Genomic DNA, 17,771 nt, shown 5'->3' on the forward strand with positions numbered 1-17,771 from the left:
TCGACCGTCCTTTAATGCGCGTTCAAACAAGTTACAAGGAAGTCCTATGGCAAAGGTCATCGCTTCTCAGCTCCGCAAGGGCAATGTCCTCGACATCGACGGCAGGCTCTACGTGGTTCTGACCGCGCAGAATTTTCATCCGGGCAAGGGCACGCCGGTCACGCAGATCGATATGCGTCGCATTTCCGACGGCGTGAAAGTGTCCGAACGCTGGAAGACCACCGAACAGGTCGAACGCGCCATCGTGGAAGACATCAACTTCCAGTTCCTTTACCAGGACGGCGAAGGCTACCACTTCATGAACCCGGAAAACTACGACCAGGTCGTGGCGACCGTCGACATGATCGGCGACGACAAGGCCTATCTCGCCGAAGGCATGACCGTGATCCTGTCGATCCATGACGGCAACCCGATCGCCATGGAGCTTCCGCGCCATGTGGTGCTCGAAGTCATGGAAACCGAACCGGTGGTCAAGGGCCAGACGGCCTCGTCTTCCTACAAGCCCGCCATGCTGTCGAACGGCATTCGCTCCATGGTTCCGCCGCATATCGACGCCGGCACCAAGATCGTGGTGTTGACCGAAGACGGCTCCTATGTCGAGCGCGCCAAGGGCTGATCGCTCTGCGGTTACCGATAATCTGAAAGGCTCGCGCCCGTCGCGGGCCTTTTGTTTTTGCGGGATCATCCGAAGGATTCGCGCGTTACCTCCAGACACGGCGTCCGGACAAGGAGGCGCCGCCAAGACCGAGGTGACGCCAATGATCCGAGTTTCTCGAAATCCGTTTCACCGCTCATTCCATGGCGCTGGCGTCACAACGCTTGGGATGCTCGCGGTCGCCGTGATCATGGTCCTATTGCCAGCGGGAGCGTCGCCCGTTCTTGCCGGCAGCCCTTCCTTCGACTGCGCGAAGGCGGATGGCCGCGCGGAAAAAACCATCTGCGGCGACCGAGAATTGTCTCAGCTCGACCACGAATCCAACCGGCTCTACGCCATGGCGCTCAAGACTGTCGAGCCAAAGCGAGCCGCCGCGATGAAGGCGGACGCGGCGGGCTGGAAACGCATGCGCAACGACTGCTGGCTGGCTCAGGAGACGCGCGGCTGCATCATCGCCGCCTATGCCCGCCGCATCCATCGCCTTCTGGAACGGCATGAGCAAATTCGGCGCGTCGAAAACCCCCTCGCGCGTGGCCCCTTGGTTCTGAAATGCCGCAAGATCGACCAGCCGGTGACGGCGACCCTGATCGACAGCAATCCGCGCGTCGGCGCGATCGAATGGCGCAATGCCGTGCATATTGGCGTGGCCGAAGGCGATCGGTTTGTCGAAAAGTCGGATTATGGCGTCAATGGCGTGACGTTTTCGATCCGTGACGATGCAGCGCGCATCACGCTGCCGGACGGACGACAGATTTTCTGCCTGCGCGCGCGGTAGAAACAGCCGCAGTTGCACAAACTAGTAGGTCGGCGGAAAGACTTTCTTAACCACGATTGGCAAAGATCGTAAAAGAGCTTCAGCCGCGGGATCGGGCTGGCGCAAGCAATGTTGTTTCAGGACGTCAAGCAATGCCGGTCATCACTTTCGCAAACACCAAAGGCGGCGCGGGCAAAACCACCGCCGTACTGCTTCTCGCCACCGAACTCGCCCGCCAGGGTGAACGCGTCACCATTCTTGACGCCGATCCGCAGCGCTGGATCAGCCGCTGGCATGAGACCGGAACGCCGCTCGCCAACATCCAGGTCGTGTCCTACGTCACCGTGTCCAATCTGCAGTCGCAAATGACGCTGTATCGCGACAGGACAGACTACTTCCTGCTCGACCTGCCCGGCGCCTGCTCGCCGATGATCGCCACCGCTCTAGGCGTGTCCGACCATGTATTGATCCCTATCCAGGGCTGCGCCATGGACGCCAAGGGCGGCGCCCAGGTGCTGGAACTGCTGCAATATCTTGAAGAAAAAGCCAGCATCCGCATTCCCCATTCGGTGGTCCTGACCCGCGTTAACTCCATGGTGACCACTCGCGCTTTGCAGGTGGTCAAGCAGATGCTCGCGGAAAGAAAGGTGCGCGTGCTCGACACGCCGATCATCGAACGCGCGGCCTATCGCGACCTGTTCGACTATGGCTGCAGCCTCCACGACATGAACCCGGAACGGGTCAGCAATCTCGACAAGGCCAAGGAAAACGCCGCCGCCTTCGCCGAGGAGGTGCTGGGTTATGTGCCAAACCGCAATCGCGTGCGCCCGGCCCAGCCCGCCGTCGCCATGGCCCGTCCCCGCGCGGTCGCGTGACGAAGGACACGACATCTCTCTGCTTCGTGACCACATCGGAACGGCCGGATCTGACGGCCGTTACCGGCGCCTGGCGCTGGGACGCCTTCTTCTGTGACGGCGATGCATCTTTTGAGGAATTGATGGCGCGTGAGCGCGCAGCGGCAGCCGATGACGCTTTGCTGCCGACGGTCTTCGTATTGCTGGATGGCGGTGACCCTGTCGGCATGGTCGCGCTCTGCAACGACGATCTCGACGATCGTTGCGATCTCAATCCCTGGCTCGCAGGCCTCTATGTCGCGCCCACCCATCGCGGCAAGGGCCATGCCCGACGGCTCATTGAGAAAACAGAGACCGCAGCACATCGGGCAGGCATCCGTAGCCTGTCTCTTTATACAGCCAGCGCCGCCGATCTCTACCGGTCCTCAGGCTGGACGACCATTGAGACTTTCAATCGGGACAACACCATCTTTCATATCATGCACAAAGCTCTCTGAAAGAGCCCATGCAAACGCCCTCCCGGGCCTCCGTCTCGAGATGCTCAGAACAACGCGTCGTCGAACAGATCCTCGTCGCTGACCGGCGCCTTGGCGGCCGGCTGGTCGGCAACGTCATTCACAGCCATGAATTCCCGGTGCAGGTCGCGTTCGGAAGCCATCGTGTAGATCTTGTAGATGCGCGCGCTCAGGGCGTCGGTTGACGATCCGAGAATGGCGGCGTCCCCCGCAGCCTGCGCGCCGAGATCATAAGCCACCGCGACGCAATCGCGCAGCACGTCGCCGAGTTCGCTTTCGAAATCCAGCGTGGAGAGCGCGGCGCTGACCTTGGTGAAAACCTCCTCGCCCTCCCGCTCGAATTGGGCGATACTTTCTTCCATGCGCTTGGACATGGCGCGGATGTCCTCCAGCGCCTCGCGCAACGGCGCGCTGAGATCGGAGCCCGTGGCTTCGGCGCATTGCGAAAAGGCGTCGGCGGCGCTTTCGAAATGCTGCAGCTCGTCGACCACGTTGTTGGCCGGTTCTTCGAGCTTCTCGGCGAACACACGCAGTTCGGCGCTGACGACATTGACCGAACGTCCCTCGTCGCCCAGCTTCGAGCAGCGAAGATTGGAGTTCAGCGCCATATAGTGAATATCGGTCTTGATCCCACGGATGATGGAGATGCCGTCGACGAGGCTATGCGCCGTCTCGCCGGTGGATTGCGCCACCCTGTTGGCATTGGCGCTGGTTTCGGCGACATTGGCGACGAGGCCGCTGGCTGCGGCCACGCCGCGCTCAAGCGTCGCGAGGAAATTGTTGCCGCCCCGATCGCCGCTCTGATGCATCGTCTCGCGCAGCGACATGATCGAATGAGCGTCGTCGACGAAGCTCTGCATCAGCTGCATGATCTTGCGGCAGTCGCGCTCGAAGTCGTCGACCATGCTTTCGACCTGCGCGGCGGCCAGCCGATCGATCACACCGTCAAGCGCCTCGTTCATCTCCTCCGTCAGCGCCGCGCCGTCGGCGGACGCCCTGAACTCATCAAGGAATTCGAAGCTCGACCGCACATGCTCAAGCCGCTGGCGGGTGATGTCGCCGATCTGCAGGGCAGATAGCACCTGGGCGATCTTGGATTGAATGGCGCGCGCCAGCGACTTTACATCATTGGCGATGGCGGAAAGTTTCCGGTGGTGGTCGGCGATGACGCTGGCGTCCCGCTCAAGATCGCGGACGACGCCGGGGACGACATCGCCATATTCGCGGGAAATGCGGGCCGAGAATTTGGTTGCGGTGGCAAGTTGAGCCGCCATGGCCGACAACTGATCGCCGAACCTGTCGACTTCCTGAGCGCCGGACTGGATGCGCTCACGGATTTCGTCGGCAAAGCCGGCGAATTCGGCGATCCCGGCTCCGGTGATTTTAACTGTGATCGCGAAAGTGCGCAGATAGCGCATGGTTTCGCGCATGTCTTCGACATTCGACTGCATCGTCTGGCAGGCCGCCTTCAGCGTCTCGAAGCCGCCGAGCCGCGCCTTCTCGAACTTCGGCAGTTCGGCCAGTTCCTTCGCCGTGGACAGGATGCGCTGCATCGTGGCGTTCGAACCTTCCGCGTCGAGCACGCCGGTCAAACCGTCAAGGGATCCGATAAGCCGCTTCAAAATATCGGAGATCGCAATCAGGACCGCCCCGCCTTCGAGGAATTTTTTCTCGAGTTTTCCATGTGCAACGGCGAGCTTCGCGTCAAGGTCGCCACGACCGACGCGATATGAGACGACGTTACTCTGTTTTACTTGCAACAACGTTTTGTCCCCAAACGTATTTCATATGTGAGCGAAGCTTAAGGCAAATCGGCAAACGATGCGTAAACTCGTGCAGGAGTTGTCCCACAATTCCACGCACTGGTTACCGAATTGTCTCCATCGACTGCCTTCAATGCAATTTTAGGACTCGTTAAATTTAACCAATCGCAAGTAATTTCAACGACCTGCAAATTTAAACAAATCGTTATCGTCTATTAAAAATCCGTTTAGCATTCTCCCTTAAAACTAGCATATCATTAGATGCTATGAACTTTTGCTTCTATAAATTTACCGCTCGTTAGCCATTCCCTGTGATGCTCCCCCAATAGATGTATTCGCAAAAGCACCAGTAAAAAGGTGGGGACATGACCTATTTAGCGCCTTCAAAAGCCAATATTCGAAATATCCGCGATATTCACGCGGCGCTTTTGGACTATGCCAGCTCGTCCACGCGGATCGAACTGGATCTCAGGAATTGCGAGGACGTCGATTTGTCCTTCCTGCAACTGATTGAATCGGTTCGGAAAAGCGCCTCTGCGGGTGGCAAGCCCGTCACTCTTACACGCCCCGTCAACGACGCTGTGAAGACGGCGCTCAAGCGGGCGGGTTTTCTGGATGTCCTCACGTCCGAGGACGCAAAATTTTGGCTGCACGAGGGAATGCAATAATGGCTGCGAATATTCTGACCGTCGACGACTCCGCCAGCATTCGGCTGACCACGAATGTGGCGCTTTCCAATGCCGGATACACCGTCACAGAAGCGATCAACGGCGCCGAGGGAATCTCCAAGGCGACCTCGGGTCACTACGATCTGATTGTCACCGATCTCAACATGCCCGTCATGGACGGGTTGACGATGATTCGTGAGCTTCGGAAGATTCCGAGCCAGATGGGCGTGCCGATCATCTTCCTCACCACGGAATCGGATGGATCGATCAAGGAGCAGGCAAAGGCCGCTGGCGCGACCGGCTGGCTCACCAAACCATTCGACCCTGACAATCTCGTCAAAATCGTGCGCAAGGTGCTCGGCAAATGAGCCATCCAGATCCCATAGCCGTCTTCCGAACGGAAGCGGCGGAACTGTTAGAATTGATCGAAGCGGGTCTGCTCGATCTGCTCGACGATATGAGCAACAAGGACCAGGTCGACGCGGTATTCCGCAGTCTGCACACGCTCAAGGGCTCCGGCGCCATGTTTGGCTTCGAAGCCCTTGCTGCATTCACCCATCATTGCGAAACAGCCTTTGACAGGGTGCGCAAGGGTGAAGTGCCGGCGACCGAGGATCTGATTTCGGCCGTTCTCGACACCAAGGATCACATGCGCGTTCTCGTTGAAGAGCCGGGCGCGGATCATTCGGTCGTCAGCGAACACCTGCTCGGCCGCCTGCATCGCGCCGTCGAGGCCGCAGCGGGCGGCGAAGCGCCCGCTCCGGTCGTCGAAACGCCAAAAGGCAATTGGCGCATCCGCTTCTCCCTGCCGTCCAACGCAATGACCAATGGCACCAATCCTCTGCCGCTGATCGACGAATTGCGCGAACTCGGCACATGCGAGGTGCGCATCGACACCACCGCGACGCCTCCCCTTGATGGACTGGAGCCGACCGAACTTTACCTGGCTTGGTCCGTGACGCTCGATGGCGCGGCGACGAAGGCGTCGATCGAAGACGTGTTCATTTTCGTCATGGACGAGATGAAGCTGGAGATTTCCCGGGACGAACCGCCCGCGCAGGCCGCCGCCCCCGAGACGAAGGCTGTCGCTGCTCGCGCCGCCCCGGCGCCCAGGCCCATCCAACCGGTGGAGGCGCGTCCCGCCGCCATTGAGGTGAAGCAGGCGAACAAGTCGGCGGAAAACGTTCGCGTTCCCGCCGAACGGCTCGACGAATTGATGGACCGCGTCGGCGAACTCGTTATCGCCCAGTCGCGCCTGTCGCAGATCGCCTCCAGCGGCGCCGACCTGCAACTGCGCGCCGTCTCCGAAGACATCGAACGCCTGTCCGGCGAATTGCGCGACACGATGATGGTGCTGCGCATGGTGCCGGTGACGCAGTTGTTCGGCCGTTTCCGGCGCCTGATCCACGATCTCGCCCATGAGACGGGCAAGCAGATCGAACTCGTCACCGAAGGCGAAACCACCGAGGTCGACAAGAGCGTCATCGAGCGTCTCGCCGATCCCATGGTGCATCTGGTGCGCAATTCCTGCGATCATGGCCTTGAAACAGCCGATGAACGCGTCGCCACCGGCAAGCCGGCTGCGGGCAAGGTGCGGCTCATGGCCCGCCAGACCGGCGGCGAGGTGAAAATCATCATCAGCGACGACGGCCGCGGCATGGATCGCGACCGCATCCGCGCCAAAGCCGAGCAGAACGGACTCATCCAGCCCAATCAGCAACTTCCCGACCAGGAACTGTTGCAGATGATTTTCCAGCCGGGCTTCTCCACAGCCCAGACCGTGACCAATCTCTCGGGCCGCGGCGTGGGCATGGATGTGGTCAAGCGCACCATCGACGCGCTGCGCGGTTCGATCAACATCGTCAGCACGCCCGGCAAGGGCTCCGACATCACCCTGAACATTCCGCTGACGCTCGCCATCATCGACGGCCTGCTCGTCCGCGTCGGATCGGGTCGTTATGTCATCCCGCTGTCGGCGGTGGAAGAATGCCTCGAACTGTCGCTCGAGGACGATATGCGCTCGCGCGGCCGCAGCTTCATTTCGCTGCGCGACAGTCTGGTGCCGTTCATCCGGCTCCGCGATCTGTTCAAGACCGGCACGAAACCCGATCCGTTCCAGAAGGTGGTGGTGATTTCCACCGGCGCCGAGCGCGTCGGCCTGGTCGTCGACCAGATCATCGGCGACCACCAGACGGTGATCAAGTCGATGTCGAAGCTGCATCACGACGTGGCGACCTTCTCGGGCGCGACAATCCTCGGCGACGGCTCGGTCGCGCTGATCCTGGACGTCGCCCATCTCGTCGCCGCCGGCCAGTTAGAGGAGGCGCAGTTGCGCGCAGCAGGTTGATGGAAGCACAACGCAAGATCGAAAGCACCTTCTGGGACCGCGCAAGCGAACTCGAAGTCCTGACCTACGACATCGCCGGTGAAACTTTGGCCATAGAAGCCATCCGGGTCCGGGAAATTCTGGATCTGGTGCCGGAAACGCCGGTGCCCGGCGCAAGGCCACACGTGGCCAGCGTCATCAATTTCCGCGGCCGGGTGATCCCGCTGGCGGATATTACCCTCGCCTTCGGCATGGAGTCGAGCAAGACGACCAACGACACGCGGATCATCGTGATGGAGCTGGACCTCGATCTCGACAGCGCGCCGGTCCTGATCGGCATCCGCACCGACAAGGTCTACGAGGTCACCACTTTGACCAAGACCGCCAGCGAGCCGCCGCCTTCGGTGGGCATGCGCTGGCGTCCGGATTTCATTGACTGCCTGGTGAAGCGGGGCAACGACTTCATCATCGTGCCGAATATGAGAGCGATCTTCAAGTAACACTGCAGGGAGCGGGGGCTCCGGAATTTACCTAAAAGGGGTTGGGTTATGTCTTTGACAATTAAAACGAAACTGGGGGTAGCCTTCGGCTTCCTCATCATTCTCATGATAGCGACGGCCGGCTATGCGATCTTTACGCTGGCATCGTTCAACACCACGATCAGCGACGTGCTGAATGGACCCGCTGAGCGGCTGAAGACCGCGCAGGCCATCGACATCGAACTGTTGCAGATGATCCGCCAGCAGAAGAACCTGCTTCTGGCGACCGACGCCGAAGAACGCGCAAGCACCATCGAGAAGGGCAACGCGGCGCGCAAGCATTTTGAAGAACTGTTGATCGTCGCCGAAGGCCTGGCCACCGAGAAGGGACGTCCGCTCTGGGCCTCCATCCGTGAAAACAGCGATAAATTCATCAAGGGCGACGACTATTCGCGTCAACGTCTCGCCGCAGGCGACCTCGCCGGCGCAACCCAGGCCACGGTCGACCTGCGCGCCGTGATCGGCGACATCGACAAGGTCATCTATGATCTGATTGAAATCGAAAGCGGCCGCATGCAGGACGCCGAGACCGATGCCGAGGCGCAATATGTCTCCTCGCGCAGCGTCATGATCGGCATCAGCGCCGTGGCGCTTCTCATTTCGCTCGCAGCCGCCTTCTGGATCTCCAAGACCATTTCCTCCGGCCTCAACCGCGCCAACACCGCCGTGCGCAGCGTCGCCGAAGGTGATCTGACAAGGCTCGCCGAGATCGGCGGCAAGGACGAGATCGGCGAATTGCTGGGCCATGTCAACACAATGGTCGAACGCCTGCGCGGCGTGGTCGGCGACGCTCTGTCGGCCTCGAGCAATGTCTCCTCGGGCAGCCAGGAGCTTTCGGCGTCTTCTGAACAGGTTTCCCAGGGCGCAACAGAACAGGCCGCCGCCGCCGAGGAAGCTTCGGCGTCGATGGAGCAGATGGCCGCCAACATCAAGCAGAACGCCGACAACGCCGCCCAGACCGAAAAGATCGCCCGCCAATCGGCCAAGGACGCCGAACTCTCGGGCGACGCGGTCAACCGCGCCGTCGTCGCCATGCGCACGATCGCCGAAAAGATCGGCATCGTGCAGGAAATCGCCCGCCAGACAGATCTTCTGGCGCTGAACGCAGCGGTGGAAGCCGCCCGCGCCGGCGAACATGGCAAGGGCTTCGCCGTCGTCGCTTCGGAAGTGCGCAAGCTCGCCGAGCGCAGCCAGTCGGCCGCCGCCGAAATCAGCTCCATGTCCTCCAACACGGTGGTCGCAGCGCAGGAAGCCGGCGAAATGCTGTCGCGCCTGGTTCCCGACATCCGCAAAACCGCTGAACTGGTTTCGGAAATCTCCGCCGCCTGCCGCGAGCAGGACATCGGCGCCTCCCAGATCAACGAAGCGATCCAGCAGCTCGACAAGGTGACGCAGCAGAACGCGTCCGCCTCGGAAGAAATGGCCTCGACCTCGGAAGAGCTCGCCGCCCAGTCGGAAGAACTACAAACCTCGATCTCCTATTTCCGCGTCGAGAGCTCGCGGGAAAACAACAAGGCGTCCGCCGTCCGCAAGTCCCCTGCGGCGATCGCCCGACCAGTCGCTAAACCGGCAGCGAAACGGAATTCGCTGGGCGTGGCGGAACAGCAGGCTCGTCTGCGCGGCTTCGCGCTCGACATGAACCATGGTGGTCCCGACAGCGCCGACGAAGAATTCCGCGCCGCAGGCTGAGGCTGCGCAAGTCCGGGGCCGCCCCAGGCGGCCCCGGGCACTGGATTTTGGGACGACAACCAACGCATTCAAGGATGCAAGACCAATGCGCTTTACGATCAAAGCAAAACTAGCAACCGCCTTCTCGCTGGTGATCCTCCTGACGGGCGTCATGGCCTTCATGGCGATCGTCAATCTGTCGTCGCTCAACACAGCCATCACGGACATCATCCAGGGCCCTGCCGCCAATCTTCGCAATTCCAGCGATCTCTCGGACGCGGTTCTCTACAGCATCCGCGCCGAGAAGAATGCGATCATCAACACTGACCCCGCCAAGATCCAGGGCTATGTCGCGGATGTGAAAGAGCGCCGCGCCACGATGGAACGCTTGCTGAAAGAGCTCGACAAGGAGCAGAATCCGAACATTCGCGAGAAAATCGCGGAATTCCGCGCCCTTGCCGCTGCATGGTACCCAATCCAGGATCAGGTCATCGCGCTTGCCGTCGAAAACACCACCGAGAGCAACGCGCGCGCCGGCGATATCTCCATGGGCGAAGGCGCCGCCAACAACGCTAAGCTTCTGACGACGCTATCGGGCCTGAACGAGGAAATCGCCACCGATCTCAAGCAGACAGACGAAGCCACAAACGCCCAATACGACAATTCCCGCAACCTGCTGATCGGCATTGTCAGCTTCGTGCTGCTGTTTTCCCTCGCGGTCGCGGTCTGGATCGGCATGGGCATCAACACCGGCCTCAAGAAAATCAAATCCGTCGCTGACGCCGTCGCCATCGGCGATCTCGACCAGGACATCGACATCAAGACCAATGACGAAATCAAGGATGTCGTCGACACGATCAATGTGATGGTCGGCAATCTCCGCAACACCGCCCAGATCGCCAACCAGATCGCCAATGGCGACCTGACGGTGACGCCGAAGCCGCTGTCCGACAAGGATACGCTGGGCCTGTCGCTGGAGAGCATGGTTGAACGCCTGCGCGGCGTCGTCGCCGATGCGATCGCCGCTTCCGTCAACGTGTCATCGGGCAGCCAGGAGCTGTCTGCATCGTCCGAACAGGTGTCGCAGGGCGCGACCGAACAGGCCTCCGCCGCCGAAGAAGCCTCGGCTTCGATGGAGGAAATGGCCGCCAACATCAAGCAGAACGCCGACAACGCCTCCCAGACCGAGAAGATTGCTCGTCAATCCGCCAAGGACGCGGAGATCTCCGGTGACGCCGTCAATCGCGCCGTGGCCGCCATGCAGACCATCGCCCAGAAGATCGGCATCGTGCAGGAAATCGCCCGCCAGACCGATCTGCTGGCGCTGAACGCAGCGGTGGAAGCCGCCCGCGCCGGCGAGCACGGCAAGGGTTTCGCGGTCGTCGCTTCGGAAGTGCGCAAGCTCGCCGAGCGCAGCCAGTCCGCCGCAGCCGAAATTTCCGAAATGTCGTCAGACACGGTCAAGGCCGCCCAGCAGGCTGGCGAGATGCTCGCCCGCCTGGTGCCGGACATCCGCAAGACAGCGGAACTGGTGTCGGAAATCTCCGCCGCCTGCCGCGAGCAGGATATCGGGGCCTCCCAGATCAATGAGGCGATCCAGCAGCTCGACAAGGTCACCCAGCAGAACTCGTCGGCATCGGAAGAGATGGCGGCGACGTCGGAGGAACTGGCCGCCCAGTCCGAAGAGCTGCAGACCTCCATCGCCTTCTTCAAGGTCGAACAGAACCACCGAGGCGCGCCTGCGCCGATCAAGCGCGCTGCGGCTCACGCCCCGGCTCACAAAGCCCAGACACGGCGCCCCTCGGCGCCCGCGCATGGCGTGAAGGCGCAGCAGGAACGGGTCAAGGGCTTCGCACTCAACCTGGACCAGGGCGGGCCTGACGAAAACGACGACGACTTCCGGGCAAGCGCCTGATTTCAATCGGGCGACGCGACAGAGTTTTGCGTCGCCCGTTCAATGAACAACGGGGAATATTTTTCATGCGGTTTACAATCAAATCTAAACTGGCTGTCGCGTTTAGCGCCATCGTTGTGATGGTTGCGGCGATGGCGATTTTGAGCATCAACAATCTTTCTTCTTTGAACACAGCGATCACAGATATGGTCAAGGGTCCCGTGAGTGGGCTTTCGGAATCCAAATCGCTCGCTGACGCCATTGCCGACGGAATCCGCGCCGAGAAGAACGCGATCATGAACCTCGATCCAAAGGCGATCGAAGGATATCGCTCGCAATTGGTCGAGAGCAGAAAGCAGGCCGAAACGGCGCTTTCAGGTTTGGAAGCTCAAGCCAGCGAAGCCCTGAAAGCTCCGATCTCCGCCATCAAGAAGAATTATGCGATCATGACTCAGACACAAGATCGCATTGTGGAACTCGCCACGCTCAACACGACCGAAAGCAATGCCGAAGCGGCGAGGCTTTCGATGGCCGAAGGCGCTCAAGCCACCGATGTGGTCCTCACGGGAATCGACAAAGTCACGCAGGTGATAGAAGAGGACCTGAAGGCCACCGACGAGGCGACCAATCAACAATATGCGCAATCTTTCAACGCTCTTGCCGGGATGGCCGGCATGTTGGTGGTCCTGTCCATCGCCATCGCGCTGTGGATCGCCATGGGCATCGCCCGAGGGCTGAAGACCGCGTCTGCGGCTGTCAATGCCGTCGCGCTCGGCGACCTCAATCCTGAGATCAACATCAAGACCAACGACGAGATCAAAGATCTTGTCGACGTCCTCAATATGATGACCGCCAATCTGCGTGGCACGGCGGCGATGGCGGACGAAATTTCGAAGGGCAATCTCGCCGTTGACGTCAAAATCCTGTCGGACAAAGACACGCTCGGCCATTCCATGCGCAACATGGTCGACAACCTCAATGCCTCTGCAAAGGTGGCTGAGGAAATCGCCAACGGCAATCTGACGATCAACATCACGCCGCAATCGGACAAGGATCGCCTGGGCATATCGCTCCACAACATGGTCGGACGCCTGCGCGGCGTCGTCGCCGATGCGATCGCCGCCTCCGTCAACGTGTCGTCGGGCAGCCAGGAACTGTCGGCCTCCTCCGAGCAAGTCTCGCAGGGCGCGACCGAACAGGCCGCCGCCGCCGAGGAAGCCTCGGCTTCGATGGAGGAAATGGCCGCCAACATCAAGCAGAACGCCGACAACGCCGCCCAGACCGAAAAGATCGCCCGCCAGTCGGCCCAGGACGCGGAAAGCTCGGGTGACGCGGTCAACCGCGCCGTCGCCGCCATGCAGACCATCGCCCAGAAGATCGGCATCGTCCAGGAAATCGCCCGACAGACCGATCTGCTGGCGCTGAACGCCGCCGTCGAAGCCGCCCGCGCCGGCGAGCATGGCAAGGGGTTCGCCGTCGTCGCTTCGGAAGTGCGCAAGCTCGCCGAACGCAGCCAGTCCGCTGCCGCCGAAATTTCGGAAATGTCGTCAGATACGGTCAAGGCCGCCCAGCAGGCTGGCGAGATGCTGTCGCGCCTGGTGCCGGATATCCGCAAGACGGCGGAACTGGTCTCCGAAATCTCCGCCGCCTGCCGCGAGCAGGATATCGGCGCAAGCCAGATCAACGAGGCGATCCAGCAACTCGACAAGGTCACCCAGCAGAACTCGTCGGCGTCGGAGGAAATGGCCGCAACGTCAGAGGAACTGGCCGCCCAGTCCGAGGAACTCCAGACCTCCATCGCCTTCTTCAAGGTGGAGCAGAACCACCGAGGCGCGCCCGCGAAGAGCGGCGCGGTTCAGGCTCCAAATGCCCAACAGCGCCGCGCATCAGCGTCTCAGGGCGTCAAGGCGCAGCAACAACGCATAAAAGGCTTCACGCTCAATCTAAACCAGGGCGGACCTGACGAAACCGACGAGGACTTCAGGGCCAGCGCTTAACTTCAACATGGCGGCGACGCGCCAGGGACGCGCGTCGCCGCCCTACTATCGGGGACAAATTCATGCGATTTACGATCAAGGCAAAACTTGCCGCAGCGTTTGGCGCTATCATCGTCATGGTTTCGACGATGGCGTATCTGAGCATCAGCAATCTGTCCTCGTTGAACACCGCGATCACCCACATGGTGGCCGGTCCGGTTCAGGATCTCGAAATCTCAAAAGTCCTGGCGGACGCCGTCGCCGACGGCATACGCGCCGAAAAGAATGCGATCATGAACCTCGATCCGGCCGCCATCGCCGGCTACCGAGCGCAAATCGCCGAAAGCCGCAAGCAGATCGAGGCTTCCATCGCGAAAATGGAGCAGCTTGCGACAGAAGAACTGAAGGGCGGGGTCGAACACGTCAAGCAAAACTACGGCGACATGGCGCGGCTGCAGGACCGGATTGTCGAACTTGCCACGATGAACACCACGGAAAGCAACGCCGAAGCGGCCAGGCTCTCGATGGGAGACGGCGCACGCGCCACCGACGCGGTTCTCAAGGGCATCGACGACATCACCGAACTGGTCGACCATGATCTCAAGGCGACCGACGCGGCGACCAATGATCAATATGCGCGGGCCTTCAACACGCTCACAGCTATGACTGGACTGCTTTTGCTGATGTCCATCGCCATCGGGCTATGGATCGCCATGGGCATCGCCCGAGGCCTGAAGACCGCGTCGGCGGCTGTTAATGCCGTCGCGCTCGGCGACCTCAATCCCGAGATCAACGTCAAGACCAATGACGAGATCAAGGACCTCGTCGACGTCCTCAATATGATGACCGCCAATCTGCGCGGCACGGCGGCGATGGCGGACGAAATTTCCAAGGGCAATCTCGCTGTCGAGATCAAGATCCTGTCCGACAAGGACACGCTCGGCCATTCCATGCGCAACATGGTCCAGAACCTCAACGCCTCCGCCAAAGTGGCTGAGGAAATCGCCAACGGCAACCTCACGATCAACATCACGCCGCAGTCCGAAAAGGATCGTCTGGGCGTATCCCTGCGCAACATGGTCGATCGCCTGCGCGGCGTCGTCTCCGATGCAATCTCCGCTTCGTTCAACGTGTCGTCGGGCAGCCAGGAGCTGTCCGCATCATCAGAACAAGTGTCTCAGGGCGCGACCGAACAGGCCGCCGCCGCCGAGGAAGCCTCGGCTTCGATGGAGGAGATGGCCGCCAACATCAAGCAAAACGCCGACAACGCCGCCCAGACCGAAAAGATCGCCCGCCAGTCGGCCAAGGATGCAGAAACGTCCGGCAACGCGGTCAATCGCGCCGTAGACGCCATGCAGATCATTGCCCAGAAGATCGGCATCGTCCAGGAAATCGCCCGCCAGACCGACCTTCTCGCGCTCAACGCGGCCGTCGAGGCAGCACGGGCCGGCGAACATGGCAAGGGTTTCGCCGTCGTCGCCTCCGAAGTGCGCAAGCTCGCCGAACGCAGCCAATCCGCTGCCGCCGAAATTTCGGAAATGTCGACGGACACGGTGAAGGCCGCCCAGCAAGCTGGCGAGATGCTGTCGCGCCTGGTGCCCGACATCCGCAGAACGGCTGAGCTCGTCGCGGAAATCTCCGCCGCCTGCCGCGAGCAGGATATCGGCGCCTCCCAGATCAACGAGGCGATCCAGCAGCTCGACAAGGTGACCCAGCAGAACTCGTCGGCGTCGGAGGAAATGGCCGCAACGTCAGAGGAACTGGCCGCCCAGTCCGAAGAGCTTCAAACTTCGATCGCTTTCTTCCGCGTCGAAACCTCGCCGCGCGACGACCGCCGTCCGAAGCCGGCGCCGGCGACTGCGAACAAGAAGGCGCGCGCGAAAAGCGACAACAGCGTGTCGTCCCAGCAGGCGCGCGCGCGCGGTTTCGCGCTCGACATGCGGCAGGGCGGCGCGGATGCCGATGACGAGGATTTTCGCGAGACCGCGTGAAGACCAATAAGGAGGGCCTCGGCCGCGATCGACATTTGTTGCCGATCGCGCCCGATCCGCCCGGAATGCAGGCCCGGAAACTTCCAGAACGGAAGACCGGTGAAACAGGCAGACAGGGAAAACGGGTGGAGTAGGAACATGAGATTCACGATCAAGGCGAAACTGGCACTGGCCTTCACATTAACGATCCTCTTGAGCTGCGCGATGGCGGCCGTGGCGGTCGTCAACCTTTCAGCGCTCAATCACTCGGTGGTCGACATCGTCGAAGGACCAGCGACCAATCTCAGAATGTCCTCCCATTTGAAGGAAGACGTTTACGCCTCGATCCGGGATGAAAAGAACGCCATTCTCACCACCAATCTCGAAAAACTCCGCGACTATGTCGCCGGCATCAAGCAGAAGCGCGCGGACATCGACAAGTATCTGCGCACTCTCGATGCGGAGAACAATCCGATGATCCGCGAGGCGGTGGCGGAGTTCCGCACCGCCCTGCCGAACTGGATCGCCATGCAGGACGAGATCCTGTTGCTGGCGACCCAGAACACGCCGGTCAGCAAGGGCCGCGCGGCCGAAATGTCCATGGCCGGCGGCTATGAGGCGACGCTGAGAGTGCTTGAGGTGATGGAGTCGCTCGACGAGCATATCGCTGCGGATCTCAAGAGCACGGAAGTCGCTGCCAATGACCGCTATGATATGTCGAGACTCATCTTGATGGCCGCAGTGGCGGCTGGCGTGTTGCTGTCGGTCGGCATCGCCCTATGGATCGCGCTCGGCGTCAGCCGCGGTCTCTCCCGCGTCAAGCATGCGGCAGACGCCGTGGCGATCGGCGATCTCGACAATACGGTCGCGGTCGGCGCGAATGACGAGATCAGGGACGTGGTCGAAACGATCAACGTGATGACCGCCAATCTACGCGGCACCGCCGCCATCGCCGACCGGATCGCCGCAGGCGATCTCTCGGTCGAGCCGAAGCCGCTGTCGGACAAGGATACGCTCGGCTTCGCAATGAAGAATATGGTCGACAATCTGTCGCAAACCGCCGAAGCCGCAACCCTGATCGGCCAGGGCGATCTCTCCGTCGAGGTCAAACCGTTGTCCAACGCCGACACGCTCGGCATCGCCATGCGCAGCATGGTGCGCAATCTGCGCCAGACGGCGCGCATCGCCGACCAGATCGCCAATGGCGACCTGACGGTGAAGCCCCAGCCCTTGTCGGACCGCGACCTGCTCGGCTTGGCGCTCGAAAGCATGGTCGACAGGCTGCGGGGCGTCGTCGCCGACTCTCTCTCCGCCTCTCTCAACGTCTCCTCGGGCAGTCAGCAGCTTTCGGCGTCCTCCGAACAGGTTTCCCAGGGCGCGACCGAACAGGCCGCCGCCGCCGAAGAAGCGTCTGCTTCGATGGAGCAGATGGCCGCCAACATCAAGCAGAACGCCGACAACGCCGCCCAGACCGAGAAGATCGCCCGCCAGTCGGCGAAAGACGCCGAAATCTCGGGCGACGCCGTCAACCGCGCCGTCGCCGCCATGCAGACCATCGCCCAGAAGATTTCCATCGTCCAGGAAATCGCCCGCCAGACCGATCTTCTGGCGCTGAATGCGGCTGTCGAGGCTGCTCGCGCCGGCGAGCACGGCAAGGGTTTCGCCGTGGTGGCGTCCGAAGTGCGCAAGCTCGCCGAACGCAGCCAGTCCGCCGCCGCCGAGATCTCCAACATGTCGGTGGACACCGTCAAGGCGGCCCAGCAGGCCGGGGAAATGCTGTCGCGCCTGGTGCCAGACATCCGCAAAACCGCAGAACTCGTGACGGAAATCTCCGCCGCCTGCCGCGAGCAGGATATCGGCGCAAGCCAGATCAACGAGGCGATCCAGCAACTCGACATGGTGACGCAACAGAATTCGTCGGCCGCAGAAGAGATGGCAGCAACATCTGAAGAGCTCGCGGCCCAATCGGAAGAATTGCAGTCCTCGATCGCCTTCTTCCAGGTTGAACAAACGAAGGCGGACGACGACAAGGCTCAAAAACACCGCGCCAAGCAGCCGGTCGGCAAGTCGGCTCGACGCTCGGACAACAGCATAAAGGCGCAGCAGAGCCGCGCCAAAGGTTTCGCGCTGGATCTGAGCCACGGCGCGGCCGATCATTTTGATGACGATTTCAAGGAGAGCGCATAACC

Annotated in this window: 14 protein-coding genes; 13 read left to right on the forward strand and 1 reads right to left on the reverse strand. The window is 61.1% G+C overall.

Annotated features, from left to right (window positions below):
* Positions 1 to 46 precede the first annotated feature (46 nt).
* From efp to M2360_RS23320, 4 genes are all read left to right on the forward strand, one after another.
* Positions 47 to 616 carry an elongation factor P gene (efp, locus tag M2360_RS23305; RefSeq protein ID WP_280777782.1) on the forward strand — a complete coding sequence of 190 codons (570 nt, stop codon included), beginning with the start codon at positions 47 to 49 and terminating at the stop codon, positions 614 to 616.
* Between the two features lie 142 nt (positions 617 to 758).
* Positions 759 to 1,430, forward strand: a complete 672-nt coding sequence (locus tag M2360_RS23310) for a hypothetical protein (protein WP_280777783.1) — start codon at positions 759 to 761, stop codon at positions 1,428 to 1,430.
* Positions 1,431 to 1,561: 131 nt separating this feature from the next.
* Positions 1,562 to 2,284 (forward strand): ParA family protein, encoded by a 723-nt coding sequence (locus tag M2360_RS23315; RefSeq protein ID WP_280777784.1) that lies wholly within the window; start codon positions 1,562 to 1,564, stop codon positions 2,282 to 2,284.
* Entirely contained in the window at positions 2,281 to 2,760 is a 480-nt protein-coding gene (locus tag M2360_RS23320) for a GNAT family N-acetyltransferase (RefSeq protein WP_280777785.1), read from the forward strand. The genes M2360_RS23315 and M2360_RS23320 overlap by 4 nt, the downstream gene beginning before the upstream one ends.
* Positions 2,761 to 2,804: 44 nt before the next feature.
* Here the strand turns inward: M2360_RS23320 and M2360_RS23325 are convergent, their stop codons facing one another.
* Entirely contained in the window at positions 2,805 to 4,541 is a 1,737-nt protein-coding gene (locus M2360_RS23325; protein ID WP_280777786.1) for a chemotaxis protein, read from the reverse strand.
* Positions 4,542 to 4,906: 365 nt separating this feature from the next.
* Here M2360_RS23325 and M2360_RS23330 point away from each other — a divergent pair, with 365 nt between their 5' ends.
* The 9 genes from M2360_RS23330 (at position 4,907) to M2360_RS23370 (ending at position 17,769) form a co-directional block, all read left to right on the forward strand.
* Positions 4,907 to 5,209, forward strand: a complete 303-nt coding sequence (locus M2360_RS23330) for an STAS domain-containing protein (protein WP_280777787.1) — start codon at positions 4,907 to 4,909, stop codon at positions 5,207 to 5,209.
* The gene (locus tag M2360_RS23335) at positions 5,209 to 5,577 is read left to right on the forward strand and encodes a response regulator (protein WP_280777788.1); all 369 of its coding nucleotides are present in this window, start codon (positions 5,209 to 5,211) and stop codon (positions 5,575 to 5,577) included. Before M2360_RS23330 ends, M2360_RS23335 begins: the two co-directional genes overlap by 1 nt.
* A complete protein-coding gene (locus tag M2360_RS23340) occupies positions 5,574 to 7,556 on the forward strand; it encodes a chemotaxis protein CheA (RefSeq protein WP_280777789.1) in 1,983 nt (660 codons plus the stop codon). The genes M2360_RS23335 and M2360_RS23340 overlap by 4 nt, the downstream gene beginning before the upstream one ends.
* Positions 7,556 to 8,035 (forward strand): chemotaxis protein CheW, encoded by a 480-nt coding sequence (locus tag M2360_RS23345; RefSeq protein ID WP_280777790.1) that lies wholly within the window; start codon positions 7,556 to 7,558, stop codon positions 8,033 to 8,035. The genes M2360_RS23340 and M2360_RS23345 overlap by 1 nt, the downstream gene beginning before the upstream one ends.
* Before the next feature lie 48 nt (positions 8,036 to 8,083).
* Positions 8,084 to 9,763 carry a methyl-accepting chemotaxis protein gene (locus tag M2360_RS23350; RefSeq protein WP_280777791.1) on the forward strand — a complete coding sequence of 560 codons (1,680 nt, stop codon included), beginning with the start codon at positions 8,084 to 8,086 and terminating at the stop codon, positions 9,761 to 9,763.
* A gap of 85 nt (positions 9,764 to 9,848) precedes the next feature.
* Positions 9,849 to 11,657: a methyl-accepting chemotaxis protein gene (locus M2360_RS23355; protein ID WP_280777792.1), complete on the forward strand. Its 1,809-nt coding sequence runs from the start codon at positions 9,849 to 9,851 to the stop codon at positions 11,655 to 11,657.
* Between the two features lie 65 nt (positions 11,658 to 11,722).
* Positions 11,723 to 13,633, forward strand: a complete 1,911-nt coding sequence (locus tag M2360_RS23360; protein WP_280777793.1) for a methyl-accepting chemotaxis protein — start codon at positions 11,723 to 11,725, stop codon at positions 13,631 to 13,633.
* 62 nt (positions 13,634 to 13,695) lie between these two features.
* The gene (locus tag M2360_RS23365) at positions 13,696 to 15,603 is read left to right on the forward strand and encodes a methyl-accepting chemotaxis protein (protein WP_280777794.1); all 1,908 of its coding nucleotides are present in this window, start codon (positions 13,696 to 13,698) and stop codon (positions 15,601 to 15,603) included.
* Positions 15,604 to 15,741: 138 nt separating this feature from the next.
* Positions 15,742 to 17,769 carry a methyl-accepting chemotaxis protein gene (locus tag M2360_RS23370; protein ID WP_280777795.1) on the forward strand — a complete coding sequence of 676 codons (2,028 nt, stop codon included), beginning with the start codon at positions 15,742 to 15,744 and terminating at the stop codon, positions 17,767 to 17,769.
* Positions 17,770 to 17,771: the final 2 nt, after the last annotated feature.

Origin of the sequence: Rhizobium sp. SG_E_25_P2 (genome assembly GCF_029892285.1) — a bacterium.
In the GTDB taxonomy this organism is placed as follows: domain Bacteria; phylum Pseudomonadota; class Alphaproteobacteria; order Rhizobiales; family Rhizobiaceae; genus Rhizobium_E.

What these genes read in the sequence shown, in the direction of transcription:
- M2360_RS23365 (WP_280777794.1), top strand. Translation starts at nt 13,696, where the DNA reads ATGCGATTTACGATCAAGGCAAAACTTGCCGCAGCGTTTGGCGCTATC.
- efp (WP_280777782.1), top strand. Translation starts at nt 47, where the DNA reads ATGGCAAAGGTCATCGCTTCTCAGCTCCGCAAGGGCAATGTCCTCGAC.
- M2360_RS23335 (WP_280777788.1), top strand. Translation starts at nt 5,209, where the DNA reads ATGGCTGCGAATATTCTGACCGTCGACGACTCCGCCAGCATTCGGCTG.
- M2360_RS23310 (WP_280777783.1), top strand. Translation starts at nt 759, where the DNA reads ATGATCCGAGTTTCTCGAAATCCGTTTCACCGCTCATTCCATGGCGCT.
- M2360_RS23345 (WP_280777790.1), top strand. Translation starts at nt 7,556, where the DNA reads ATGGAAGCACAACGCAAGATCGAAAGCACCTTCTGGGACCGCGCAAGC.
- M2360_RS23330 (WP_280777787.1), top strand. Translation starts at nt 4,907, where the DNA reads ATGACCTATTTAGCGCCTTCAAAAGCCAATATTCGAAATATCCGCGAT.
- M2360_RS23370 (WP_280777795.1), top strand. Translation starts at nt 15,742, where the DNA reads ATGAGATTCACGATCAAGGCGAAACTGGCACTGGCCTTCACATTAACG.
- M2360_RS23350 (WP_280777791.1), top strand. Translation starts at nt 8,084, where the DNA reads ATGTCTTTGACAATTAAAACGAAACTGGGGGTAGCCTTCGGCTTCCTC.
- M2360_RS23315 (WP_280777784.1), top strand. Translation starts at nt 1,562, where the DNA reads ATGCCGGTCATCACTTTCGCAAACACCAAAGGCGGCGCGGGCAAAACC.
- M2360_RS23355 (WP_280777792.1), top strand. Translation starts at nt 9,849, where the DNA reads ATGCGCTTTACGATCAAAGCAAAACTAGCAACCGCCTTCTCGCTGGTG.
- M2360_RS23360 (WP_280777793.1), top strand. Translation starts at nt 11,723, where the DNA reads ATGCGGTTTACAATCAAATCTAAACTGGCTGTCGCGTTTAGCGCCATC.
- M2360_RS23340 (WP_280777789.1), top strand. Translation starts at nt 5,574, where the DNA reads ATGAGCCATCCAGATCCCATAGCCGTCTTCCGAACGGAAGCGGCGGAA.